General features: G+C 68.4%; 21 protein-coding genes. 10 read left to right on the top strand and 11 right to left on the bottom strand.

The features are described 5' to 3' along the window. Window positions 1–9 precede the first annotated feature (9 nt). The 3 genes from OXF11_05120 to OXF11_05130 all read left to right on the top strand — a co-directional run bounded on the left by OXF11_05120 (window position 10) and on the right by OXF11_05130 (window position 6,171). Window positions 10–2,451: a tetratricopeptide repeat protein gene (locus tag OXF11_05120; protein MCY4486482.1), complete on the top strand. Its 2,442-nt coding sequence runs from the start codon at window positions 10–12 to the stop codon at window positions 2,449–2,451. Continuing rightward, window positions 2,432–4,396, top strand: a complete 1,965-nt coding sequence (locus tag OXF11_05125; GenBank protein ID MCY4486483.1) for a tetratricopeptide repeat protein — start codon at window positions 2,432–2,434, stop codon at window positions 4,394–4,396. The genes OXF11_05120 and OXF11_05125 overlap by 20 nt, the downstream gene beginning before the upstream one ends. Before the next feature lie 68 nt (window positions 4,397–4,464). After that, a complete protein-coding gene (locus OXF11_05130; protein ID MCY4486484.1) occupies window positions 4,465–6,171 on the top strand; it encodes a hypothetical protein in 1,707 nt (568 codons plus the stop codon). Here the strand turns inward: OXF11_05130 and OXF11_05135 are convergent. The 4 genes from OXF11_05135 to OXF11_05150 form a co-directional block, all read right to left on the bottom strand. Next, window positions 6,129–7,589, bottom strand: coding sequence for a mannose-1-phosphate guanylyltransferase/mannose-6-phosphate isomerase (locus OXF11_05135; GenBank protein ID MCY4486485.1), 1,461 nt, complete (start codon window positions 7,587–7,589; stop codon window positions 6,129–6,131). The two genes, OXF11_05130 and OXF11_05135, sit on opposite strands and share 43 nt — an antisense overlap. Window positions 7,590–7,765: 176 nt before the next feature. Further along, window positions 7,766–8,344: a hypothetical protein gene (locus tag OXF11_05140; GenBank protein ID MCY4486486.1), complete on the bottom strand. Its 579-nt coding sequence runs from the start codon at window positions 8,342–8,344 to the stop codon at window positions 7,766–7,768. Window positions 8,345–8,389: 45 nt separating this feature from the next. Further along, window positions 8,390–9,118 carry a hypothetical protein gene (locus tag OXF11_05145; protein MCY4486487.1) on the bottom strand — a complete coding sequence of 243 codons (729 nt, stop codon included), beginning with the start codon at window positions 9,116–9,118 and terminating at the stop codon, window positions 8,390–8,392. A gap of 246 nt (window positions 9,119–9,364) precedes the next feature. Next, window positions 9,365–10,039 carry a TIGR04282 family arsenosugar biosynthesis glycosyltransferase gene (locus OXF11_05150; GenBank protein MCY4486488.1) on the bottom strand — a complete coding sequence of 225 codons (675 nt, stop codon included), beginning with the start codon at window positions 10,037–10,039 and terminating at the stop codon, window positions 9,365–9,367. 285 nt (window positions 10,040–10,324) lie between these two features. Here OXF11_05150 and OXF11_05155 point away from each other — a divergent pair, with 285 nt between their 5' ends. Next, complete coding sequence (locus OXF11_05155; GenBank protein MCY4486489.1) at window positions 10,325–11,023, top strand: TVP38/TMEM64 family protein; 699 nt, start codon at window positions 10,325–10,327, stop codon at window positions 11,021–11,023. Between the two features lie 112 nt (window positions 11,024–11,135). Further along, window positions 11,136–12,665, top strand: a complete 1,530-nt coding sequence (locus OXF11_05160; protein ID MCY4486490.1) for a mercuric reductase — start codon at window positions 11,136–11,138, stop codon at window positions 12,663–12,665. Between the two features lie 132 nt (window positions 12,666–12,797). On the opposite strand, the gene OXF11_05165 is transcribed toward OXF11_05160, so the two are convergent. From OXF11_05165 to nuoB, 7 genes are all read right to left on the bottom strand, one after another. After that, window positions 12,798–13,595: a hypothetical protein gene (locus tag OXF11_05165; protein MCY4486491.1), complete on the bottom strand. Its 798-nt coding sequence runs from the start codon at window positions 13,593–13,595 to the stop codon at window positions 12,798–12,800. A gap of 90 nt (window positions 13,596–13,685) precedes the next feature. After that, the gene (locus OXF11_05170; GenBank protein ID MCY4486492.1) at window positions 13,686–15,245 is read right to left on the bottom strand and encodes a SagB/ThcOx family dehydrogenase; all 1,560 of its coding nucleotides are present in this window, start codon (window positions 15,243–15,245) and stop codon (window positions 13,686–13,688) included. Window positions 15,246–15,281: 36 nt separating this feature from the next. Then, entirely contained in the window at window positions 15,282–16,235 is a 954-nt protein-coding gene (locus tag OXF11_05175) for a VIT1/CCC1 transporter family protein (protein MCY4486493.1), read from the bottom strand. Continuing rightward, the gene (locus OXF11_05180) at window positions 16,232–16,633 is read right to left on the bottom strand and encodes a group 1 truncated hemoglobin (GenBank protein MCY4486494.1); all 402 of its coding nucleotides are present in this window, start codon (window positions 16,631–16,633) and stop codon (window positions 16,232–16,234) included. The genes OXF11_05175 and OXF11_05180 overlap by 4 nt, the downstream gene beginning before the upstream one ends. A gap of 28 nt (window positions 16,634–16,661) precedes the next feature. Continuing rightward, a complete protein-coding gene (gene grxD / locus OXF11_05185; protein MCY4486495.1) occupies window positions 16,662–16,985 on the bottom strand; it encodes a Grx4 family monothiol glutaredoxin in 324 nt (107 codons plus the stop codon). Window positions 16,986–17,049: 64 nt separating this feature from the next. Further along, on the bottom strand, window positions 17,050–17,358 hold the full coding sequence (locus OXF11_05190) for a non-heme iron oxygenase ferredoxin subunit (protein ID MCY4486496.1): 309 nt from the start codon (window positions 17,356–17,358) through the stop codon (window positions 17,050–17,052). Between the two features lie 123 nt (window positions 17,359–17,481). Beyond that, window positions 17,482–17,982, bottom strand: coding sequence for an NADH-quinone oxidoreductase subunit NuoB (nuoB, locus tag OXF11_05195; GenBank protein MCY4486497.1), 501 nt, complete (start codon window positions 17,980–17,982; stop codon window positions 17,482–17,484). Window positions 17,983–18,133: 151 nt separating this feature from the next. On the opposite strand from nuoB, the gene OXF11_05200 reads away from it, so the two are divergent. From OXF11_05200 to OXF11_05220, 5 genes are all read left to right on the top strand, one after another. Then, window positions 18,134–19,009 (top strand): cobalamin-binding protein, encoded by an 876-nt coding sequence (locus OXF11_05200; GenBank protein ID MCY4486498.1) that lies wholly within the window; start codon window positions 18,134–18,136, stop codon window positions 19,007–19,009. A 15-nt stretch (window positions 19,010–19,024) separates the two neighbouring features. After that, a complete protein-coding gene (locus OXF11_05205; protein ID MCY4486499.1) occupies window positions 19,025–19,429 on the top strand; it encodes an FxsA family protein in 405 nt (134 codons plus the stop codon). Window positions 19,430–19,496: 67 nt separating this feature from the next. Then, entirely contained in the window at window positions 19,497–20,798 is a 1,302-nt protein-coding gene (locus OXF11_05210; protein ID MCY4486500.1) for an MATE family efflux transporter, read from the top strand. A 597-nt stretch (window positions 20,799–21,395) separates the two neighbouring features. Beyond that, window positions 21,396–22,124 (top strand): SDR family NAD(P)-dependent oxidoreductase, encoded by a 729-nt coding sequence (locus tag OXF11_05215; GenBank protein ID MCY4486501.1) that lies wholly within the window; start codon window positions 21,396–21,398, stop codon window positions 22,122–22,124. A 126-nt stretch (window positions 22,125–22,250) separates the two neighbouring features. Then, a complete protein-coding gene (locus tag OXF11_05220) occupies window positions 22,251–22,979 on the top strand; it encodes an SDR family NAD(P)-dependent oxidoreductase (protein MCY4486502.1) in 729 nt (242 codons plus the stop codon). The last annotated feature ends 91 nt before the right edge of the window (window positions 22,980–23,070 follow it).

The following is a 23,070-nucleotide window of genomic DNA, read 5'->3' on the forward strand; positions in this document are numbered from 1 at the left end:
TGGCCCGGGATGTCGCGCACCACGGCCTTGGGCGCCGCCGCCCTGGGGCTCATGGTGCTGGTCAGCTACCTGCCCGCGCTGTGGGCCGGGTTCGTCTGGGATGACGCCATCTTCGTGGAAGAACCGGTGATCCACGACTGGTCCGGGCTTTGGAGCGTCTGGTTCGATCCGGCGAACATCAAGAAGGAGGGGCACTACTGGCCGATCGTGTACACGAGCTTCTGGCTGGAGCACAAGCTGTGGGGACTCGCGCCCATGGGCTACCACCTCGTCAACGTGCTGCTTCACCTCGCCAACTGCCTGCTGGTGTGGCGCCTGCTATCCCGGCTGGCGGTGCCCGGTGCCTGGGCCGTGGCCGCGGTGTTCGCCGTGCATCCGCTGCACGTCGAGTCGGTGGCATGGATCATGGAGCGCAAGGACCTGCTCTCGACGCTGTTCTACGTCACGGCCTTGCTGACCTGGATACGTTTCACCGAAGTGCCGGAATGGCGGCGCTATTGCCTGGCCCTGGCACTGTTCGCCGCGGGACTCCTGTCCAAGTCGGTGGTGGTCACCTTGCCCGCGGCCCTCGTGATCTGGCACTGGTGGCAACGCGACAAGGTCACCTTCACCGACCTGGCGCGGCTCGCGCCGTTCTTCGTGGTGGGGCTGTTCATCACCGCCGGCGACCTGGCCTTCTACAACTCGCGCGAGCCCCTGTCCCTGGACTACACGTTCGCCGAGCGGCTGTTGATCGCGTGCCGCGCCCTGTGGTTCTACGTCGGCAAGCTGCTGTGGCCCGCCGACCTCGCGGTGATCTACCCGCTGTGGGACATCCGCGCCGGCGATCTTCTCGCCTGGGCCTACGTGCTGGCGGCGGGCGCGCTGCCGGTGCTGCTGTGGCTCGGGCTCGGGCGCATCGGACGCGGGCCGCTGGTGGGCGCGCTGTTCTTCGCGCTGACCCTGTCCCCGGTCCTGGGATTCGTGGACTACGGCTACATGCAGTTCGCTTTCGTCGCCGACCGCTTCCAGTACCTCGCGGGCCTGGGCGTCATGGCGGTGCTGGTGGGCGCCGGCGTGACGGCAGCCGGCCGCCTGACGGGCGCTCCCAGGGCGGCCGTCCAGGGCGCGTTCGGCGCGGTCCTGGTCGTGCTCGGGGCTCTTACCTGGGCGCAGTCCGGCGTCTACCGGAACGAGGTCGCGCTCTTCGGCCACATCGCCGCCAGCAATCCCGAGGCGCGGGACGCGCACCTCAATCTCGCCAAGGCCCTGATCCTGGAGGGGCGCAACGAGGAAGCCCTTGCCGCGGCCCGGGTCGCGGTGGCGCAGCGTCCGGACTTTGTCGCCGGCTACACCAACCTCGGGCTGTCGCTGCTGAACCTGAAGCGCTACGACGAGGCCGAGAAGGTCCTCCGCCAAGGCATGCAACACGAACCGCGCGACCGGAACTCGCGCCAGAACCTGGCCGACACGCTGCGCCGGCAAGGGAGGTACAAGGAGGCCGTGGAGGCCTACCGCGACGTCATCGAGGTGGACCGCCGCTACGCCCTGGCCTACGCCGGGCTGGGCGACACGCTGTTCCGCCTGACGCGCTACGAGGACGCCGTCTCCGCTCTGGAGCGGGCACTCGCCCTGGACCCCGACGCGTCCGTGGCGGTCACGCTCCATCTGATCCTGGGTGAGAGCCTGACCAAGCTCAACCGGTTCGACGCGGCGGCCGAACGGTTCCGCCGCGCCGCGGCCATGGACCCGGGGGACGCGCGTCCCCTGGGCCGCCTGGCGCAACTGCTGAACACCCAGGGACGCACCGCGGAGGCCGACGGCTATCTGCGCCGCCTGCGCGAGTTGCGCCCCGACCAGGCGGCCTCCCATCACCACGCCGCCGAGGTGCTCAGGCGCGGCAAGCGCTACGAGGACGCCGTGGCGTCGTACCGCGCCGCCCTCCAGGTCGATCCGGACTACGGCCCCGCGCACGCCGGGCTGGGAACCGCGCTGTTCGCCATGAAGCGTTACGACGAGGCCCTGGAGTCCCTGGAACGCTCCATCGACCTGGAACCGGAGTCACTGGCCGTCGTTGCCCGCCACGTGCTGGCGGGACGCGCGGCCCGGGCGCTGGACCGCACGGAGGAAGCGATCGGGCACTTCGAACGCGCCCACGCCATGAACCCGCGCAACGCCTCGGCGCTGGACTTCCTCGGCGTCGCGCGCTTCAGCCAGAAGCGTTACGACGAGGCCCTCACGCTGTTTCGCGCCCTGCTCGAGCTGCGCCCCGACCAAGCGAACATCCTCGCCAACATCGGCACCACGCTGTATCACCTGGGCCGGCCCGAAGAGGCGCTGCCGCACTTCGAACGCGCCGCCGCCCTGAAACCCGACCTGGCCTCGGCGCAAGCCGGGCTCCAGGCGGCGCGAAGGGCGCTGGAACGAACCGGGCAGGCACAAGGCCAAGGCCATGGCAAGCCGGAAGAGTAGGAAAGGGACCGCGGAGAAGAGGGCCGCGGAGAAGAGGACCGCGGCGGCGCAGGCGTCCCGGCACCGTGGGGACGTGCCCGCCGCATCCACGGGTCCCCTGGTCTCCGCCCGCTTCACGCGCGCGGACGCGCTGGCGGCGGCGGCCTTGGCCCTGATGATCGCGGTCAGCTACTTCCCCGCCACCCGTTTCGGCTTCGTCTGGGACGACGTCATCATCACCACCCTGGACGCGATCCGGGAATGGGGCGGCATCGTGGACCTGTGGTTCGCTCCGGGCACGGCGTACCGGCAGGGCATCGTCGGCGAGGACCACTACTGGCCGCTGCTCTACACGACCTTCTGGATCGAGCACAAGCTCTGGGGATTCGCCCCGGCCGGCTACCACGCCGTCAACCTGATCCTCCACTTCGTGAACACGGTGCTGCTGTGGCGTCTGCTGCTGCGACTTTCCGTGCCCGGCGCGTGGTTCATCGCCGCGGTGTTCGCGGTGCACCCCTTGCACGTGGAATCCGTCGCCTGGGTGATCGCCCGCAAGGACCTGCTATCGGCCATGTTCTATCTCATGGCCTTCAGCGCCTGGCTGCGCTTCGTGGACGCACCGCGCGCCGGCAACTACCTCCTGGTGATGGCGCTGTTCGCGGCCGGCATGTTGTGCAAGTCCATCGTGGTGACGTTCCCCGCCGCCCTGCTCGTCTGGCACTGGTGGCGACACGGGCGCGTTACCGGGACGGACTGCGCGCGGCTGGTGCCCCTGTTCCTCCTCGCCGTCGCCCTCGCCGCCGTGGATCTGGCCATCTACGAGAGAGTGAGCCTGGCTTTCGACTACTCGGTCACCCAGCGTACGTTGATGGCCGCGCAGTCGCTGTGGTTCTACGCGGGGAAACTGCTGTGGCCGTTCCACCTGGCCCTCCTGTATCCGCAGTGGGACCTGGAAGGTCCGCTGGCGTGGGCGGCCCTCGTCGCCGCGTTCGCCGTTTTCGCGTCGCTCTGGTTCCCGCGGCACCGCATCGGACGCGGGCCGCTGGCGTGCGCGCTGTTCTTCGCACTCACGCTGGCGCCGGTGCTGGGCTTCAAGGACTTCGGCTACATGAACATGTCGTTCGCGGCGGACCGCTACCAGTACCTGGCCGGGACCGGCATCCTCATCCTCGTTGCGGGTGGGGCCGCCCGCGGCACGGCCCGGCTTGCGCACCCCTGGAAGAAGGCGGCGGCGGGACTTGCCGGCGTGGTGCTCGCGGTGCTGGGAGCGGCCTCGTGGCTCCAGTCCGGCGTCTACAAGGACGACGCAACCCTGTTTACCCATGCGGCGGCCACCAATCCGGGGTCCTGGGCCGCCCGGTACCATGCCGCGCTCGAGCTCCGGAAGCTCAAGCGCTATGACGAGGCCGAAGACCATTTCCGCCGCTCCCTGGAACTGCGGCCGCGCGACTATACCGGCCGGCACCGTCGCGACGTGCTCCAGCACATCGCCGATACGTTCCGGCTGCGCGAGCGCTACGAGGAAGCCATCGTCGCCTACCGCCGGGTGGCGGCGGAATTTCCCGATTTCCCCATGGCCCATGCCGGGCTGGGTTACTCCCTGTTCCGGCTCCAGCGCCACGAGGAGGCCATCGTCGCGCTGGAACGGTCGCTGGCCCTCAAGCCGCCCTCATCCGCGGCCGAGGGCCTCCGGCGCCTCTTCGCAACTACACTCGACAGCGCCGCTTGGGGCCGTTTCGCCGACGCGCGTTACAGTGAGGCGCTGGACCTCTACCGGAAACTGGCGGCGCTCGATGACGGCAACGCCCGCGTCCATGCCAACCTGGGCGCGACCCTGCAGCGCCTGGACCGGCTGGAAGACGCCCGCCGAAGCTTCGAGCGCGCCCTGGACCTGGACCCGGACCTTGCATTGGCCCGGGCCGGGCTGAAGGAGGTGCGGGAACGCCTGCGGCGACGCGGACAGTAGGAGAAACGGGACTCTTGCCCGACGTGACCACAAAGCAAAGGAGAGCGGAAAGAAGGCGTCGCCGCGCCGTGCCATCGAGGCCGGCGTCGCGCATGCAGGCCGCGCTCGACCTGTCGCTGCACATGCAGCCGTGCGAGGAACGCCCTTGGAAGTACCTTCCCGCGGTGCTCGTAGTCGCCTTCGCGGTGCGTGCCGCCGTGGCCCTGTACGGGGAGTTCGTCCTCCATCCCGACGAGATCATGCAGTACCTGGAGCCGGCCCACCGCCTGGTCTTCGGTTACGGCATCCGTTACTGGGAATACTTCTACGGCGCGCGCCCGTGGTTGGTCCCCGGCGCCATCGCCGGGGTCCTCAAGGCCTTCGACCTGATCGGACTGGGCCAGCCGTTCTGGTACGTCGGCGGCGTCAAGCTCGTGCTGTGCGCGGTTTCGCTCGTGATTCCCGCGGCCATGTACGTATTCGCGCGGCGGCACTATGGCGAAAGCACGGCACGGGTCGCCCTGGTGGCGTGTGCCTTGTGGTACGAACTGGCCGGGTTTGCCCACAAGCCGATGACCGAGTTCGTCGCCGCCGCCCCGCTCCTGGCCTTGCTGGCCCTCGGCCTGCGGCCGTCCCTCGACGACAACCGGGCGGTGTGGCTCGCCGCCTTCCTGTCGGTGCTCACGGTGGCCGTGCGCATGCAGTACGCGCCGCTGTCCTTGCTGCTGCTGGGAGTGGTGTTCCTGCGAACGCGCCGGAAGTTCACGCTGGTCCTGGCCGCGGCCGCGTTCGCCCTCGCGGCCGGGATCTTCGACGCCGTCGCATGGGACGGCGTCTTGTTCCATTCCTACCTCACCAACCTTCGCTACAATCTCTTCGTCAGAGCGTTTCGCGGCGACGAGAGCCCCGTGTACCAGTTCGTCTTGTGGCTGTCGCTTGCGAGCGGGGGGGTGAGCGTGCTCTGCATCCTGGCGGCCTGGTGCAACCCCCGGCGTTACGGACTCGTGCTCGCGCTGATCACGGTGCTCCTGGTGATCCATTCGCTGGAGGCGCACAAGGAATACCGGTTCGTCTTCGTCGTCGTCCCGCTCTGGATCCTGCTGGGGGCGGACCTTGTGGTACGGCTGGCCGGGGGAGACCTGCGCCGGTTCCGGATCACCGTCCCGGCTGCCGTGGTTGTGGCGGCGGCCTCGCTGGCCGGCATCCTCAACTGGCTGCCGTACCAGCAATGGGCGTATAAGGCGTGGTCGGGCGAGGCCCCCTACCATTGGTTCGTGCGCCGGCAGGACCCTGTGTTCGCGGCGTACCGCTATCTCGCCACCGCCCCGGATGTGAAGTCGGTCTGGCATATCGGCCGCCAGTACCTCATCACCCCCGGCTACTACTACCTGCACCGGCGCATCCCTTTCTATGATCTTCAGTCCGGTCGCGACGTGATCCCGGACGCGGCGGCTCTCGAGGCGACGGTCAGTCACATCGTGGCCGACAACCCGCGGGCATCCATTCCCGGTTATTCGCTGGAGAGGGCCTTCGGCCCATTGCGAATACTGCGGCGCATCGACAACGACAGGCCGGTCCGCCAGTGGCGCGGCTACTCGCCGATCATCGTGTACGAAGCCGAGCGATACGTCCTGCCGCGGATCGATCCGGACGGCCCCGTGCCGCCGGACCAATGGGCAATCCGCTTCACGGATCCTCCGCCGCCTCCCGGCGGACAGAAGTTCAGGTGGGATGCTCCGGCCCGTCCTTCCGGTCAGCCCTCCCCTTCCCGCTCGCGCGGGTCCGCGCGGCCGTAGACGTCCTCGTAGCGGACGATGTCGTCCTCTTCCAGGTAACCGCCGGTCTGCACCTCCACCAGCTCCAGCGGGCCGGCGCCCGGATTCGCGAGCCGGTGCTTCGTTCCCCTGGGGATGTAGGTGGACTGGTCCTGCTTCAGGGTGAAGGACTCGTCCCCTCGTGTCACCGTGGCCGTGCCGCGCACCACGATCCAGTGCTCCGCGCGGTGCTCGTGGGATTGCAGCGACAGGGACTGACCGGGCTGGACGACGATGTGCTTGACCTTGAAGCCGCCGCCGCCGTGAACCGAGTCGAAGGAGCCCCAGGGCCGGTGCACCTTGCGGTGGGCGCGGTGCTCCTCCCGCCCCTGCGAGCGGAGCCGCGCCACCACCTTGCCGGTGTCCCGGGCCGCGTCCCGGCGCGCCACCAACACCGCGTCCGGCGTGTCCACGATGACCAAGCCGGACACCCCCAGCGCGGCCACCAGACGGCCGCCGCCGTGCACGTAGGTGTCCCGGACGCCCTCCAGAACCGCCTGGCCCCGGACCGCGTTGCCGTCGGCGTCGGTTTCGCCGAGATCCGCCAGAGCGGCCCAGGAGCCGACATCGGACCATCCGGCCTCGAGCGGGATCGTCACGGCGTCCGAGGTGTGCTCCATGACCGCGTGGTCCACCGAGATGGCCGGACAATGCGAGAATGCCTCCGCGTCCAGCCAGCGGAACCCCGCGTGCGCCGCCGCCTTCCGGTAGGCGCGGGTGGCGGCCTGGCGGACCGCTGGCGCACGCGTGCCGAGCTCGCTCAAATAGCGGGCGGCGCGGAAGACGAACATGCCGCTGTTCCAGTAGTACCCGCCTTCCTCGACATAGCGGGCCGCGTCCGCCGCGTCGGGCTTCTCGACGAACCGTGCCACGCGGCGGCCGCCCTCGCTGACGCCGGTGGGGGCGGCCGTCTTGATGTAACCGTACCCGGTTTCCGGATAGGTCGGAGGGACGCCGAAGGTCACGAGATGCCCGCGGGCGGCCTCCCGCACGGCGGCTCCAACGGCGCGCGCGAATTGGCTCTGGTCGCGGATGACGTGGTCCGCCGGGAGCACCAGCAGGATGGGATCTTCGCGCCCGTCGCCGAGCGCCAGCGCTTGCAGCGCCGCCGCGGCAATGGCCGGCGCGGTGCTGCGTCCGGCCGGCTCCAGCAGCACGGCCGACGGCGTGACGTCGACGGCCTTGAGCTGTTCGGCCACCATGAACCGGTGGGCTTCGTTGCATACCACGATGGGCGCGCGCGCACCGTCAAGCGGGGCCAAGCGACGGACGGTGGCCTGCAGCAGGGTGTGCTCGTCCACCAGCGGAAGGAACTGCTTGGGGTGAAGCTCCCGGGACACGGGCCAGAGCCGGGTTCCGGCGCCGCCCGAAAGGATCACGGGGAACAGGACGTGGCTCATTTCAGCGATCTCGATCTCCAGCTCCACAACGCGAGGGCTGACTATACCAGAGGAAACGCGCCGGCACACAGGTGCCCGCGGCGGGGTCTCGCGCCGAATTCACTCACCGGCGGAGGAGTTCCGCGGCGGGCCGCCGCCGCGCTTCACGCGCACGTTCCACCAGACGATCAACGGGGTCAACAGCACCGTGGGGAGGATCCACGCCAGCCACGCGGGCTGGGTGTCGACGTTGACCACCACCACGGCGGTGACGGTGGCGATGGTCCCGGCCAGCATGTTGGTGAGGTGCCGGGCGATGCGCTGCCGGCGCTCCGGCGCGGCGCCCGGTGATGCCGGAAGTCGACGGCGGCCAGCGCGGCCGCGATGGCGCCGAAGACCGCCATGGTGATCCACGCCGAGTCTCCACGCTGCCAGAGCGTGGCGCCGTAGCCCCACATCGCCAAGCTGGTAAGACCCATGAGCGCCGTCGCGGCCCAGTCCACCGTCCGCGGCCGGCCGCTCGCGTTCCGGGCAAAGCGCCAACCCGCGAACACGAAGTAGAAGCTGAACACGGCCACCAGCAACAGCACGACGTCCGACCCCAGCACTGCCAGCGGAAGCGCGCTCACGCACACCAGCGCCATGGAGGCGGCGTAGACGCGTCCCGCGCGCACGTGGCGCGCACCACCCTTCTCCGTGACGAGCGCCGCCGCCGCGGCCATCAAGGCGGTGGCGCCCGCGGCGATGTGAAGAGGGAGAAGGACGGCGCCCATCATGTTACGAGCCGTTCGCGCGGCTGAAGGCCGGTGACCACGCCGCCGTCAGGGCCATAGGTCGAACCGGCGGATGAGCGCGAGGCGCACGACGACGATGTGATTCTCGACCCAGTAGGGGCATGGCTCGCGCGGGCCGCCGGGCCCGCAGGGGTTGTTCCCGGAATGGTTGACGCGGTAGGTTCTGCGTCCGAACCCCAGGTACGAGCCGTCCACGCGCCAGCGCCAACCGTCCACCTCCGGCGTCTCGAAACCGATGCCGAGAACCCAGCCGATCCGCGTGGCGGCATCGGCGAACGAATCGTCGGGGTCCCAGTAACGCGGCACGCCGGGGGCGAAGTCGATGTCGGTCAACGTATTCGTGATCCTGGCAAGCGCCATGCCGCCGTTGATGAACACCGTCAGCGGCCCTTCCCGGTGCTCCAGCCCCAGGCGCGCGGTGGCCGCCCACTCGACCGACGCCCGCACGGTCTCGTCGCGCCCCGCGGGATCGACCCGGTCCGACTGCGCGGACATGTTGCCGCCGACGGCGTCGAGCTCCAGCCTGAGAGGCACCCGGTCCAGGGTCCATTTCCTTCCCGCCAGAACGCCCCAACCCACCTCGCCGGCGTCGTAGTCCGTGGCCCACCCGGAGCGGCCCCAGTTTCCGAAGCCGCTGGGATCGACGATGCGGTTCTCGGTGCGGGCGGCGGAGAGGAACGCGCCCACGTAGGCGTCCCCCCACGCCGCGACGGACGGCGCCGCGCCCAACAGACCGGGACACGCGAGCGCCAGCAATGCGAGGACCGGACGCCGCCACGCCCCCGAAAACGCGCCGAAAACCCAGCTTCGGCGCGATCGGGAGCGACGTTCGCGGAAGGTCCTCGCCTCCCTCGCCGCCGGCGGCAAGACTTCAACACGGTGTGCTGCGCGGTAGCCAAGCATGGAAGAAGGTTAGCACGGATGTCCGGGGATATGGAAAACAGGCACCCTTTCTCAGGGCATCCGATCTCTACCCGCGCCGGGATGCGCCGGCGGACGTGGTCACGCGGGCCCATGGCCGGCCGGGGGATCGTTCCGCCGGCGCAGCCAGGCGCAGGTCCGAGGATGGTGGGTGCACAGCTCGGAGGAAGCACTGAAGTCGCGCCGCAAACGCTCCAGGTCCCGGGCCACGTCCACGTCATAGGTGCCGGGGACCATGCGCACCCGCAGCCCCAGTTGCCGCGCCTTCTCGAGAGTCTCCCGGAGCACGGCGGCGGTGCTCCAGGCGATGCCGCTGAAGAGACCCGCCGCCGGGCGGTTGAGACCGATGAGATAATAGCCGCCGTCGTCCGCCGGCCCCAGCACCACGTCGCACCGGCCTCCTTCCAGCAACTCGCACGCCCTCTCCACCGACGACGACGCCAGGGTGGGAATGTCGCTACCCACGAGCACCACCGGCCCGTAGCCCGCGTGGCACAGGTCGGCGAAGACCGCGTGCATGCGCTCCCCGAGGGAGGCGCCGCGCTGCGGCAGGCGGGCGATGCCGTGCTTCCGCATGCGCGTGAAATAGCCCCGGCTGCGCTCGGCGTAAGCGATCCAGGTGTCCCAGCGCGCCGAACGCGCCAGGTCTTCGAGCACGTCCTGGAGCACGCACGCGTAGAAGTCCGCCGCCTCCACCGGGGTCAGTGGCGGGCACAGCCGGGTCTTGACCGCCCCCGGCCGCGGCGCGCGCCCCATGACCGCCACCGCCGGCCTGCCGGGACCGGCGGACTCCGGCGCGGATCCCCTGCGGGAAGCACCCGGCGAACGTCGACGTAAGGATTCGCTGCTCACGGAATTTACCTGCGACACCAAATCAACTATATTTGGACGCACTGACGCAATCCCGCCTCTCGGGGGCAGCCGGCGGCCGCGGTCACCGGAGCCGGACGAGGACCGCCTTCGATGACCACCACGACCGGAGCCGGAACGGCACATGCAGCGGGACCAGCGGATTTCCGAGACAACCGGGAGACATCGTCCATGAATCAACGGATCGTCAAGATAGCGCTGGTGGTGGTGGTCGCCGCACTCATCGCGGCGTTCTTCGTCTTCGACCTCGGGAGGTACTTCAACCTCGAATTCATCAAGGCGCAGCGCGACGCCTACCAGGGCTACTACCTGGAGAACCCCTCCGTCACCATCGCCGCCTACGCGGCCATCTACATCACCGTGACCGCGCTCTCGCTTCCGGGCGCCGCCATCATGACCTTGCTCGGCGGCGCGCTCTTCGGGGTGATCACCGGCACCATCATCGTCTCCTTCTGCAGCACCATCGGCGCCACCCTGGCGTTCCTGGTGGCGCGTTTCCTGTTGCGAGACAGCATTCAAGGCAAGTTCGGCGACAGGCTGGAAGCCATCAACACCGGCATCGCCAACGAGGGCATGTTCTACCTGTTCACCATGCGGCTGATCCCGGTAATCCCCTTCTTCGTCATCAATCTCGTGATGGGGCTAACGCCCATCCGCACGGTGCAGTTCTTCTTCGTGAGCCAACTGGGCATGTTTCCAGGCACCATCGTCTACGTGAATGCCGGAACCCAACTGGCCCAGATCGATTCGCTGGCGGGCATCCTGTCGCCGACGCTCCTGTTGTCCTTCGCGCTGCTGGGCCTGTTCCCGCTCATCGCCAAGAAGGCCATCGAACTGGTCAACAAGCGCAAGCAGGCAAAAACGTCATAGGCGCCGGGGCGCGCCTTCCGCTGGTCCGGCCGGCGTTCCATCGCGAATCGGACACGTTGTTTCGGACGATGGCCAGAATCAGTGTTATCCTTGGGGTTGGGAGAACGAACCGATGCGCAACATTCCACAACTGTCGCCGCAGGACGAATACAACCAGGTGTTGGGCTCCAACACCCACCCCGCGGACTGGACGAACCCGACACCGACCGGACGCTACAACCTGGTGGTCATCGGCGCGGGCACGGCCGGGCTGGTGACCGCGGCCGGTGCCGCCGGCCTCGGCGCCAAGGTCGCGCTGATCGAACGGCACTATCTCGGCGGCGACTGCCTCAACGTCGGTTGCGTGCCTTCCAAGTGCATCATCCGCTCGTCGCGCGTGGTGGCGGAGATCCGCGACGCGGACATGTTCGGCATCGGCCGTCCGGACGACGTCCAGGTGGATTTCGCGGCGGTCATGGAACGCATGCGCCGCATCCGCTCCCACATCAGCCACCACGACTCGGTGAAGCGTTTTTCCGAACTGGGCGTCGACGTGTTCCTGGGCGAGGCGAGCTTCACGGGACCCGAGACGGTGGAAGTGGACGGCCAGTCGCTCCATTTCAAGAAGGCGGTCATCGCCTCCGGCGCCCGGGCGGTAGCCCCCCATCCGCCCATCGACGGCATCGAGGACGCCGGCTACCTCACCAACGAGACCGTGTTCTCGCTGACCCAGCGCCCGGAACGGCTGGCGGTCATCGGCGCCGGCCCCATCGGCTGCGAGCTGGCGCAGACCTTCCAGCGCCTGGGCTGCCAGGTGGTGCTGTTCCACAATGGCGATCACATCCTGAATCGAGAGGACGCGGATGCCGCGGAGATCGTCCAGCAGCAGTTCCTGAAGGAGGGTATTCAACTGGTGCTCAACAGCGCTCTCACCCGCGTCACCAAGGAGAACGGCCACAAGGTGATCCATTACGACGCCGACGGCCACAGCGACTCGGTGACCGTGGACGAGGTCCTGGTGGGCGCCGGGCGCGCGCCCAACGTGGACGGCCTGAACCTCGAAGGCGTCGGCGTCGAGTTCCACCCGTTCCGGGGCGTGGTGGTGAACGACTACCTGCAGACCACCAACCCGCGCATCTTCGCCGGCGGCGACGTGTGCATGGACTGGAAGTTCACCCACGCGGCCGACGCGGCCGCGCGCATCATCATCCAGAACGCGCTCTTCTACAAGAGCAAGAAGCTGAGCTCGCTGATCATGCCCTGGGCCACCTACACGGACCCGGAGATCGCCCACGTGGGCATGTACGAGCGCGACGCGGAGAGCCAGGGCGTGGCCATCGACACCTACGCCCGCGAGCTCAAGGAAGTGGACCGGGCCCTCGCGGACGGCGAGGAGGAAGGATTCGTCAAGATCCACGTGAAGAAGGGCACGGACAAGATCGTCGGCGGCACCATCGTCGCGCGCCACGCCGGCGAGATGATCAGCGAGATCACCCTGGCCATGGCCGGCAAGGTGGGCCTCGGCACCGTCTCCAACGTCATCCACCCCTACCCCACCCAGGCCGAGGCCATCAAGCAGACCGGCGACGCCTACAACCGTACTCGCCTGACCCCCACGGTGAAGAAGATCTTTCAGCGCTGGCTGGCATGGACCCGGAGATAGCGGCCGATCCCGGCTGGTACCGGTGTCCCGCAAATTCCCGGCATCAGTTGCGCAGGATTGTTGTCGTCGGCAAGGCGCGATGACTTGTAGGGGCGACCTGCGGTCGCCCCCCAGTGGCGGGTACCACGCGCGTCAGAATGCGTAGCGCAGCGACAGGTGGATTCCGTGGCCCGCGAGCCTCGCGCGGGTCGGCGCCAGATCGAGCGGCAACGGCTCCCGGCTGCCGTCGCGCCAGACCACCCGGCCGTCGCCCCGCGCCGTGCGGATCTCACCCAGGTCCGTATAGCGCCACGCGAGATCGAGGGTCACGCGGTCGTTCAGTGCCAGCGCGACCCCGGCCGTCGCCATCCAGGCCATATCCGTCCGGCTTCCACCCGGCGCGATGGTCGTCGTCGCCGGAAACGTCATGCGCGTATTCCCGATGTGGGTGCGGACCGCGCCGACGCCGACGCCGATGAATGGATCGAGGGGGCCGAGGGTGGGCAGCCCCAGCCTGGAGAAGTCGCCAAAGGCCGCAAGCATTCCGGAAACGGAGGACAGGTTCGCCGAGACCGATTGCCGGAGTTCCGGCGCCAGGAAATTGGCGCGGCCCTTGAACTCGAAGCGCGGCCGATATCCGACCAGGACCTCGAAGCGCGCCGCGGCCGCCGCGTAGCCCAGCCCGAGATCGAGCGCCGGCACCGTCCCCAAGTCGCCGCGCGACCGGTACGGCGCGCCGTCTCCACCCGTGCCGCAGCCGTACAGTGCCGCCGGGGTGGTGGTGGAACAGTCTTCATCCATGAACGTGGTGCCGCCCGGCCGGTCGAGACCGACGCCGCCGCGCAAGTAGAAGTCGCCGGCGATGGCGGCCCCGGAGGCCATCCACATCCCGACCGCGATCATGACCGCGGCCAGACGGACCCTTCGTGGAGTCTCCCCGTTCGTGACCATACGAATCAACCTCGCTTTCCCGCCGACCGCGCGCCGGCCCGCCACGCACGGCTGCGTGCGCCAATTCGATACCGACCGGGGCCCTTTCGCCTACTTGCGCAGCCGCCGGCCCAACGCGATCAGGAACAGGACGCTCTTGCCGGCGGCGTGGGGCGAGAAGAACGCGGTCACGTCGTCGTCGAAGAACGTAAGCCCGGACGCGCCGAACCCTTGGGCGTAGGCCGCCAGGTAGAGGCGGCCGGCGACGACGCTGGCGTCCATCTGGGCGAGGCGGTAGCCGCGGTTGCCGTAGCGCTCCAGCACCGCTTCGAGGTCGGCGAGGAAGTAGACGTTGACGCTGGCGTCGGCGGGGATCTCCTGGCCCAGGCCGAGGAAGCCGGCCTCCTTGCGGAAGCTCCCTTCCTTGAGAAGATCGAGGCGCCCGTTGTCGCGGTCGAACACGTAGGCGCCGGGCGCGGCACCGTCCACATTGTTGAGGATGAGATAGAGCCGGCTGAGCGCACGGGACGCGTCGGGGTCGACGTCGGTGTGCACCCCTCGGGTGGCGTAATGCAGGGCGTTGGACAACTGCGCGAGGGTGATGGATTCATGGGAGAACCGGCGCGTGGAGCCGCGGCGCAGGATCACCTGCTCGATGCTGCCGGCTGGAAGCGCCGCGGGAGAGTCGAAGGCCGGGGGCAGCGCGCGGGGCGCGGTGTCGGGCGCTGTCACGCCGGCCTCGGCTCCCCCGCCGCCGTCCGGCGCGCCGGCCTCGGCTTCGCGCCACCGCCGGACCTCGGCGCCGCTCTCCAGACATGACGCCGCGTGCACCTCCCGGATGGACGGGTAATCCACTTCGCGGGCGGACAGGGGGCGGGTGACGAAGTCGAGGGTCGGCAGGCTCTCCCCGGACGGTGGCGTGGACGACGCCGAACGGGCCAGGGGCACGAGACACAGCGACACTTCCTTCTCGGGATCGAGGCCCAGCAGGTGGTTCACCGGCGCGTCCGCGAAACCCATCACCGTTCGCGTCGGGATGCCGCGGGCCGAAGCCGCGGCAAGGCAGTTGGCAAGGAGCGTGCCCCCGTCCCAGAAGCAGTGCCGGTAGGTGCGGTCGCGGTACTTCCAGCTATTGCGCCAGAACGTCGAGGTGAGCACCAGGATGGCCGGGGCCTGGGCCACGGCGGGCTCGCCGCCGCTCGCCTCCACCAGGACGCCGCGGTGGTCGCCGGCGCGCAGGGGGGTCAGCGCGAAGCGGTCCGGGGCGAAGTGATACACGCCGGCGTCCAGGTCGGCCAACGGACCCGCGACCACGTAGACGTCGATGTGGTAGAGCGCGCCCGTGCACGCGGCCGCGCGAAAGAGCATCTCGCCGCCGGAGTAGCGCCGCCGGCGCGTGACCCCGGCGCAGAGGAAGAGCACCTCCGCCAGCTCCGCGCGGGTCACGCCGCGCTCCGCCTCCGGGGCGGCCTCGGAGATGGCGCGTAGCGCCGGCACGTCCGTGGACTGGAGGTGTGGCTCCAGCGGCAGCGACTCCAGGTTCTCGTAGACCTTGAACGGACGTGGCTGGTTGTCCCAATCCAGATAGTGGGGACCGCCGCGCACGCTCGTGAGCGAATGCTTGGTGCGTTCGTGGTAGGCGCGCGCCGCGGCGATGTCTCGATTGCTCATGGAGCCTCCGGACCCCTCGGTGGCCCGTGCGGATCGTTACACACTGATGTTCCAGAAGTCCTTGACAAGCGTTCCCAGAACATAGGTGACGGCCACGGCGCCGAACACCAGGAGGAGGTTCTGAAGCACCCGTGGGCGAACCTCCATGCCCGACATGACCGACAGGAGCGCGGTCACGACGACCACCATGGCGCCGCCCACCGCTATCGACCACACCGGGCTCACCGCTCCCAGAAGCACCGGGAGGATGGGGAACATGGCGCCCACGAAGTAGGAGATGCCCACGGCAACCGCGGCCGACAGCGGGCGCGTCTCCTCGGGCGGCTTCAGCTCCGGATCGAAGAAGTGGCGCTTGGCGTTCTCGATGCGCTGGACCTCGCGCTGGGAGCGGGACGAGGCCAGCACCCCCGCGGCCATGGAAATGGAGCCCGCCACCGCCACCGTGAGGCTCGCCACCGCCACGTAGGCGGGATGGCCGAAAGAGGCATAGAAGCCGGTGACGCTACCGAGGACCTCCACCAGGCCATCGTTGAGGCCCAGGAAGATGTCGCGCACGCGTTCCGGGTTCAGCCGTCTGCCGGTGAGCCCGGCGACGATCTCGTCCTCGTGGCCGAACTCGTCGCGCAGGATGCCGCGGATGCGCGGACCGTAGGGCGTGTCCTTGTAGCGGTCCCACAGAACCCAGTACTTCTTGACGCCGTAGATCTCGATGGCTTCCAGGATGAGGAAGGTCATGGCGACGCCGAAACAGCGCCGCAAGAGCACGAGAAGGCCCAGCCGCAGGCGCTGCACCCGGTCCAGGGTGCTGTCCTCGATGCCGGCGAAGTCGGCCCAGAAGGCGACGTGTCCCCGCTCCACGGTGACGAGGCGGCTCAAAACGTTGTGGACCTCCCCGGTCTCCATCTCGCGGAGGCGCACGTAAAGCGCCATGTCGAAGGCCTCGTCCCGCGCCACCTTGAGCACCTGCGGGTCGTTCCGAGGTTCCGTCATGAGGGATGGGCCAAGGCCTTGCGCCGGGCCTCGGCGGGGTCGCAGTCGGAGCCGCGGTCGCGCGTGATGAGGGAGCGGAGGCTCTCGGTGTGGTCCAGCCACGCCGTTTGCACGGCCGGAGGCACGTGAAATTCGTCGAGGGTCTCGCGCAGGATCTGCAGCCGGCGCGCGAACTGGCCGCCCATGATCGGATGCGGCGCGTGGGCCTGTTCGAGCGGACGCCCTTCGTACTCGATGTCGGCGCCGAGCGCCCGCGCGGTGAACTGGAATTCCAGTTTCTTGACCCGGTCGCGGTCGGCGTTGCGGAAGAAGAAACCGATCATGAGGTCATCGAAGATCCGGTCCACGAAGACCTCGATGACCTCCCGCAGGCGCTCCGCGCCGATCTCGTCGAACAATGAAGCCGTGGTTCTCTCCCGCTTTCGGCTACTCTTTCGCGGCGGGCTTGAGCAGTGCGTCCAGCTCGCCCCGTTCATGCAGCTCGTGAACGATGTCGCAGCCGCCCACGAACTGGCCGTCGATGTAGACCTGCGGGATGGTGGGCCAACTCGAGTATTGCTTCACGCCATCCCGGACCGCCGGGTCGGAGAGCACGTCGAAGCTCTCGAACTCCGCATTGTGGGCGCGGAGGATCTCCACCGTGTGGGCGGAGAAGCCGCATTGGGGAAAGTTCGGGGTGCCCTTCATGAACACCATCACCCGGTTGTTCTTCACCTGCTCTTCGATCCTGCCCAGAACGTCATCCGCCATCGTCATGTACCTCCCTTATGAGGGTTTGCTCACCGAAAACGGCCGCCGGCGCCCGGGCGGCGCGTCAGACCTCGACCTCGATATCGGACCCGGAAACGCGCACGTTGTACTTGTCGACTCCCTCGTCGGCGGGCGGACCCGAAGCCTCGCCCGTGGTGATGTCGAACATGGCGCCGTGCCACGGGCACTGGATCTCCTTGCCCATGACCTCGCCCTCCGACAACGGCGCGCCGCGATGGGTGCAGACGTCGTCGATGGCGTAGAAAGACCCTTCCAGGTTGAACAGCGCGACCCGGCGGCCGTTGACTTCCACCAGCTTCGGCTTGCCGGGCTCCACCTCCTCGGTGGTCGCGACCTTGACATACTCAGCCATGCGATTCCTCCCTTTGGATTCTCCGACCGGCCGCAAGGTCCGCCGACCCGGCGCCGCCGCCTGTATCCGCTTGATTTGAAATGAATGGACCGCGGCGGGGACGCGGCCGCGGTGCTTCGCGCCTCAGCGCGCCTCGGCCGCCGCGGACCCCTTGACCAGCCAGCGCTCGCGCATGACCTTGTCCTGAATCCGCAGAAGCCCTTCGGTCAGGGCCTCGGGGCGCGGCGGGCAGCCGGGGACATACACGTCCACGGGCACGATCTTGTCGACCCCCTTGCACACGGAGTAGGCCATCTGGAACAGTCCGCCGCAGTTGGAGCAGCTTCCCATGGAGATGACGTACTTGGGGTCGGGCATCTGGTCGTAAAGCAGCCGCGTGCGCTTGGCCATCTTGTAGGTCAAGGTGCCGGCCACGATCATCAGGTCCGACTGGCGCGGCGTCGCCCGGGGCACGCAGCCGAACCGGTCCAGATCGGCACGCGGCCCGCCCGTCTGCATGAGCTCGATGGCGCAACAGGCCAACCCGAACAACATGTACCACTGGGACGACGCCCTGCCCCAGTTCAACAGATCATCGACACGGGTGGTAAACACCGTCTCGGGGAGACTGTTGGTAATCGGCATCAAAACCTCCTGAGTGGAAAGGGCCGTCGAAACGCGGTCCCGAAGGGTCAGGATAGAACACCCGAAGACGCCTTTCAAGTCCGCGTCGCGGCACTCCAACACGGTTCGGTCGCAATTGCAATATACCGCCCGCTCCCCTAAGAGTGGATACATGCGGGTCTGCACGCTCTTGCCGAGCGCCACCGAGGTCGCGTTCGCCCTGGGACTGGGAGACGCGGTGGTGGCCGTGAGCCACGAATGCGACTTTCCACCCGAGGCGCGCCGGAGGCCCGTGGTGGTGCGCGGCCGTATCGACTCCGACAAATCCACCAGCCGGGAGATCGATGAAGCGGTACGGAGGCACGTGGGCCGTGGCGAGGGGCTCTACAGCCTGGACCTGGAGTTGTTGCAGCGCATCAACCCCGACGTCATTCTCACCCAGGGACTGTGCGACGTGTGCGCCGTGGGATACAACGACGTCATGGCCGCCGCGGGTACGCTCAGACCGCCGGCGCGGGTGCTGTCGCTGTCCCCCAACTCCCTGGGCGAGATGTTGAGGGACATACGGCGGGTGGGCAACGCCACGGGAACGGCGGCGCGGGCGGAGACCCTGGCGCGGTCTCTGGAAGAACGCGTAAAACAGGTGGCGGAGAGTGCCGCGAAGCGCGCGGTCAGGCCGCGGGTGGCGTGCCTGGAATGGCTGGACCCGCTGTACAGCGCCGGCCATTGGGTGCCGGAAATGGTCGAGCTGGCCGGCGGCGAGGACGTGTTGGCCGTGAAGCACAAGCCTTCCGAGCGAGTATCCCTGGAGGACGTGATCGAGGCCGCGCCCGAGGTGCTGGTGCTCATGCCTTGCGGTTTCGACCGGGAGCGGACCTCGAAGGAGTGGGAACCGCTCAAGGACCTGCCCGCGTGGCAGGGCATTCCCGCCGTGGCGGGCGGGCGCGTCTTCGCGGTGGACGGCGCCAAATACTTCAACCGGCCCGGTCCGCGGCTGGTGGACGGCCTGGAAATTCTCGCCGGGTTCATTCACGACGCAGCCGCGTAAACCACACCTGACGCCATGTTTCCACGACTTCTGCTGCTGTTCACCGTGGTTCCGCTGGTGGAGCTTTACCTGCTCATCCAGGTGGGCTCGATGATCGGCGGGCTCAACACCATCCTGCTGGTGCTCGGCACTGGAGTGCTCGGGGCGTTCCTCGCCAAGCTGGAGGGGCTGCGCACCCTGGGACAGATCCAGCGCAACCTGAGCCAGGGAATCGTGCCGGCCGAGGAGATGATGGACGGGGTGATCATCCTGGTGGCGGGCCTGCTGCTGATCACGCCGGGCATCCTCACGGACGCGTTCGGATTCCTCATGCTCATCCCCACCACCCGGAACGCGTTCAAACGCTGGCTGCGGCGGCGTTTCGACCGCGCCAGCGCGCGCGTGCGCATCTACACGCAAGGCGGACCGCGCCATTACTGACGCTCCTACGCCCGCATCCCCGGCCTCCGACGGGCGAGAGCTCCTGCGCCTCGCCGTCCCCGCGTCCCTGGCCATTGCCAGCGAGCCGGTTCTCAACATCGTCGACACGGCCATGATCGGCCACCTGGGCGTGGAGCCGTTGGCGGCCAAGGCCATCGCCACGAGCCTCATCGGCGCGGTGAGCTGGATCTTCGCGTTCCTGATCTTCGGCACCACGAGCCTGGTGGCGAGCCAGTACGGCTCGCGCAACTACCAGGCCTGCGGCGAGATCTTCCGCCACGCCCTGGTGGTGGCGGTAGCCGGCGGGACCTTCGTGGCCTCCCTGTGCTTCCTGTTCGCGCCCCAGCTTTACGCGATCATGGGCGCGACACCCGGCGTGGCGGAGCTCGGCATCCCCTACTTCCGCATCCGTTGCGCCGCCATCCCCATGCTCTTCTCCATCTACGCGGCCGTGGGGTTCCTGCGCGGCGTCCAGAACACCGTGTCGCCGATGCTCGTCGCGTTCGCCATGAGCGGGACCAACATCGTGCTGGACTATGCGCTGATCTACGGCGGCTTCGGGTTCCCCGCCCTGGGCCTGCGGGGCGCGGCCATGGCTTCGGTGACGGCCCACGGCCTGGGCATCGCCGCGTACGCCCGCCTCCTGTGGTTCTCGGACTACACCGGACCCTATGAACTCAGCAGCCGGCAGCTCCGGCTGCGGCGCTTCCGCAACCTCTCGCGCATCGCCGGGGACCTGGCGGTGCGCACCGCCGGGCTGCGCCTTTCACTGGTCTTCTCCACCGCCATCCTGGCGCGCATGGGGCCGGTGTACCTCGCGGCCTACGAGATCGTCTTCCAGCTCTTCATCTTCTGCTCCGACACCATCGATGGGCTGGCCGTGGCCGGGCAGACGCTGGTGGCGCGGCACCTGGGGGCGGGCAACGCCCGGCGAGCACTACGCCTGGGTCGGCTCCTGGTGGGCTGGGGCTGTGCCGGCGGCGCCGTCTTCGGCGCGGCCTACTTCACCCTCCAGGAGCCGCTCCTGGCCTTCTTCACGGACGCCGCCGCCGTCACGAATCTCGTGCGCACCGAAGCCTTCCTGCTGCTGGTGGTGTTCCAGCCCCTGAACGGCATCGCGTTCGCCTCGGACGGATTCCTGCTGGGCGCCCACGACACGCGTTTTCTCATGTGGGCGATGCTCGCGGGCGGCCTGCTCCTGTTCGTGCCCCTCACCGGCCTCGCCTTCCACCTCGAGCTGGGCCTTTTCGGGGTGTGGGCGGGGTTCAGCCTGTTCATGGCCCAGCGGGTGGCCGCCAACCTGTGGCGCCTGTTCAGCCGGCGGTGGGAGGGAGCGTACGCGGCGTACCACGCAGGGCGGAGCGGGTGAGCGTGTTCGGGGCGCGAAGTGGCATTGACGAACAGCGTTATCATTCCCGCGGAAGCTTGCCCTCGATCCCGATCGGGGGCGGGGGTCCAGGGGTGAAGAGGGGCGCAATGGACGCATTCCCCGCCTCACCTCGCCTGGATTCCCGCCCCCGATCGGGGTCGAGGGCAAGCTTTCGCGGGAATGACTCTTCGGGGTGGCGCTGCCGGGTCGCGGCGTTTCCCGCTTCCCAGGCTGTGTCAAAACCCGTGAGGCAAGGACCCTACGGAACGTCATTCCCGCGGAAGCGGGAATCCAGGGGTGGCGAGGCGGGAAAACGCCGCTGCAGTGCCCCACCACCACCCCTGGATTCCCGCTTTCGCGGGAATGACGTTCCGTTACGTAGTTGCCTCATGAGTTTTCACACAGCCTGTTTCGCGGGAATGACGATTCGGGCCGTGTATGCCAACTGTCCTCCGGGCGGAGTGTGGCGAGCCCGGTTTGCGGGTTGCTTTTCAGTTGATGTCGGGATATGGATCGGCTGGCTTGGACGGGCACGGCTCGAATCGTATGCCGTCCCGTGCTCCAGGCTTGAACCGCGAAAAGGAGGAACACGTACGCATGGCCGATGTCGTTATCGTAACAGGAGGGGCCGGAGGCTTGGGATCCGAGGTTTGCGCCGCGCTGGCGGAAGACGGGCTGCGGGTGGTGGTCGCCGATTTCAGAAAGGATGACGCGGAGGCGCTGGCTGCCAGGCTCAAGTCGGAGGGCAAGGAGGCCATGGCGGTGGGCGTGGACGTGGGCGACAAGCAGAGCGTCGAAGCCATGGTGCAGGCCGCCCTCGACGCCTACGGGCAACTCGACGTGCAGATCAACTTCGCCGGCCTCATGGGACGCTTCCCCATCGCGGAGATGGCCGAGGACGAGTGGGACCGCGTGATCCGGGTGAACCTGCGGGGCGTGTTCCTGTGCAGCCAGGCCGCGGCCGCGGCCATGCGCGCGCGTCAGGGCGGGCGCATCCTCAATGTGGCGTCGGGACGCGGCATCGCCGGCGCTCCCAAATCGGCGCACTACGCGGCCTCCAAGGCCGGCGTCATCGCCTTCACCAAGACCATGGCCGTGGAGGTCACCGAGGACAACATCCTGGTCAACAACATCTGCCCCGGGCGCGCCAACACACCCATGGCCCGGGCCGGGTACACCGAGGAACAATGGCAGGCCATCGTGGCCCTGGACCCGTTGCACGGCGGGTTGACGCAGAAGGACGAGATCACGGGCCTGGTGCGCTACCTCGTGTCCGACGCGGCGCGGTATGTCACGGGACAGACGTTCCTGCTGCGGACGCCGTAGCACCCGTTTGAAGTTTGAAATGCGTCCTTCGACTCTGCTTCGCTGACGCCTGTCCTGGGACCTTCGTCAGGCTCAGGACAGGCGTCAGCGAAACGGAGTCGAGGGACGCGGTTTGTTGGAGGTAACATGTCACAGGTCGTGGTGGTAACCGGGGGCGCCGGCGGTATTGGGTCGGCCATCTGCCGGACGCTGGCGGAGGACGGCCACAGCGTCGTGGTGGCGGATTACAACGGCGAGGGGGCGCAGGCACTCGTCGCGGACATCGAAAAAGCCGGGGGTCAGGCTCTTGCCGTGCAGGTGGATGTTGGCGACAAGGCTAGCGTGGACGGCATGGTCACGGCGGCCGTCGACAAGTACGGCCATATCGACGTGCAGCTCAACGCCGCCGGGGTCATCAAGCGCTGCCCCGTGCTGGAGATGCCGGCGGAGGAATGGGAACGGGTCATCCGCGTCAACCTCACCGGGCTCTTCCTGTGTTCCCAGGCGGCAGCGCGCCACATGGCCGAGCGCAAATCGGGCCGCATCATCAACGTGGCCTCGGGCCGCGGGGTCACGGGTCAGGCCATGGGCTCCCACTACGCGGCGTCCAAGGGCGGGGTCATCACATTCACCAAGACCCTCGCCATGGAACTGGCGCCCTACAACGTCACCGCCAACGCCATCGGACCCGGCGCCACCGAGACCGACATGGCTCGGGCGGGCATGTCCGAGGAACAGTGGACCCGCAAGCAGGACACGTCTCCGCTCCTCGGGGGCTTTACCCAGAAGGACGAGATCACGGGCCTGATCCGCTACCTGATATCGGACGCCGCGCGCTACATCTCGGGGCAGCTATTCCTATTGCGCACCGCGTAGCGACGGGCGCGTGCGGGTTGACGGCGGAAGGCACGGAAATGTCCATTGGAGCGGCACGGGTGAGGTAACGTTCCGGGGGAACGCCCCAGGA

This window comes from Deltaproteobacteria bacterium, assembly GCA_026712905.1.
Lineage (GTDB): Bacteria > Desulfobacterota > Binatia > UBA9968 > JAJDTQ01 > JAJDTQ01.

Excerpts from the sequence above, each read along its gene's own strand:
- OXF11_05120 (MCY4486482.1), top strand. The coding sequence starts at position 10 with ATGTCGCGCACCACGGCCTTGGGCGCCGCCGCCCTGGGGCTCATGGTG.
- OXF11_05125 (MCY4486483.1), top strand. The coding sequence starts at position 2,432 with ATGGCAAGCCGGAAGAGTAGGAAAGGGACCGCGGAGAAGAGGGCCGCG.
- OXF11_05135 (MCY4486485.1), bottom strand. The coding sequence starts at position 7,589 with ATGAGCCACGTCCTGTTCCCCGTGATCCTTTCGGGCGGCGCCGGAACC.
- OXF11_05140 (MCY4486486.1), bottom strand. The coding sequence starts at position 8,344 with ATGATGGGCGCCGTCCTTCTCCCTCTTCACATCGCCGCGGGCGCCACC.
- OXF11_05150 (MCY4486488.1), bottom strand. The coding sequence starts at position 10,039 with ATGGGGCGCGCGCCGCGGCCGGGGGCGGTCAAGACCCGGCTGTGCCCG.
- OXF11_05155 (MCY4486489.1), top strand. The coding sequence starts at position 10,325 with ATGAATCAACGGATCGTCAAGATAGCGCTGGTGGTGGTGGTCGCCGCA.
- OXF11_05160 (MCY4486490.1), top strand. The coding sequence starts at position 11,136 with ATGCGCAACATTCCACAACTGTCGCCGCAGGACGAATACAACCAGGTG.
- OXF11_05165 (MCY4486491.1), bottom strand. The coding sequence starts at position 13,595 with ATGGTCACGAACGGGGAGACTCCACGAAGGGTCCGTCTGGCCGCGGTC.
- OXF11_05170 (MCY4486492.1), bottom strand. The coding sequence starts at position 15,245 with ATGAGCAATCGAGACATCGCCGCGGCGCGCGCCTACCACGAACGCACC.
- OXF11_05175 (MCY4486493.1), bottom strand. The coding sequence starts at position 16,235 with ATGACGGAACCTCGGAACGACCCGCAGGTGCTCAAGGTGGCGCGGGAC.
- grxD (MCY4486495.1), bottom strand. The coding sequence starts at position 16,985 with ATGGCGGATGACGTTCTGGGCAGGATCGAAGAGCAGGTGAAGAACAAC.
- OXF11_05190 (MCY4486496.1), bottom strand. The coding sequence starts at position 17,358 with ATGGCTGAGTATGTCAAGGTCGCGACCACCGAGGAGGTGGAGCCCGGC.
- nuoB (MCY4486497.1), bottom strand. The coding sequence starts at position 17,982 with ATGCCGATTACCAACAGTCTCCCCGAGACGGTGTTTACCACCCGTGTC.
- OXF11_05200 (MCY4486498.1), top strand. The coding sequence starts at position 18,134 with ATGCGGGTCTGCACGCTCTTGCCGAGCGCCACCGAGGTCGCGTTCGCC.
- OXF11_05205 (MCY4486499.1), top strand. The coding sequence starts at position 19,025 with ATGTTTCCACGACTTCTGCTGCTGTTCACCGTGGTTCCGCTGGTGGAG.
- OXF11_05215 (MCY4486501.1), top strand. The coding sequence starts at position 21,396 with ATGGCCGATGTCGTTATCGTAACAGGAGGGGCCGGAGGCTTGGGATCC.
- OXF11_05220 (MCY4486502.1), top strand. The coding sequence starts at position 22,251 with ATGTCACAGGTCGTGGTGGTAACCGGGGGCGCCGGCGGTATTGGGTCG.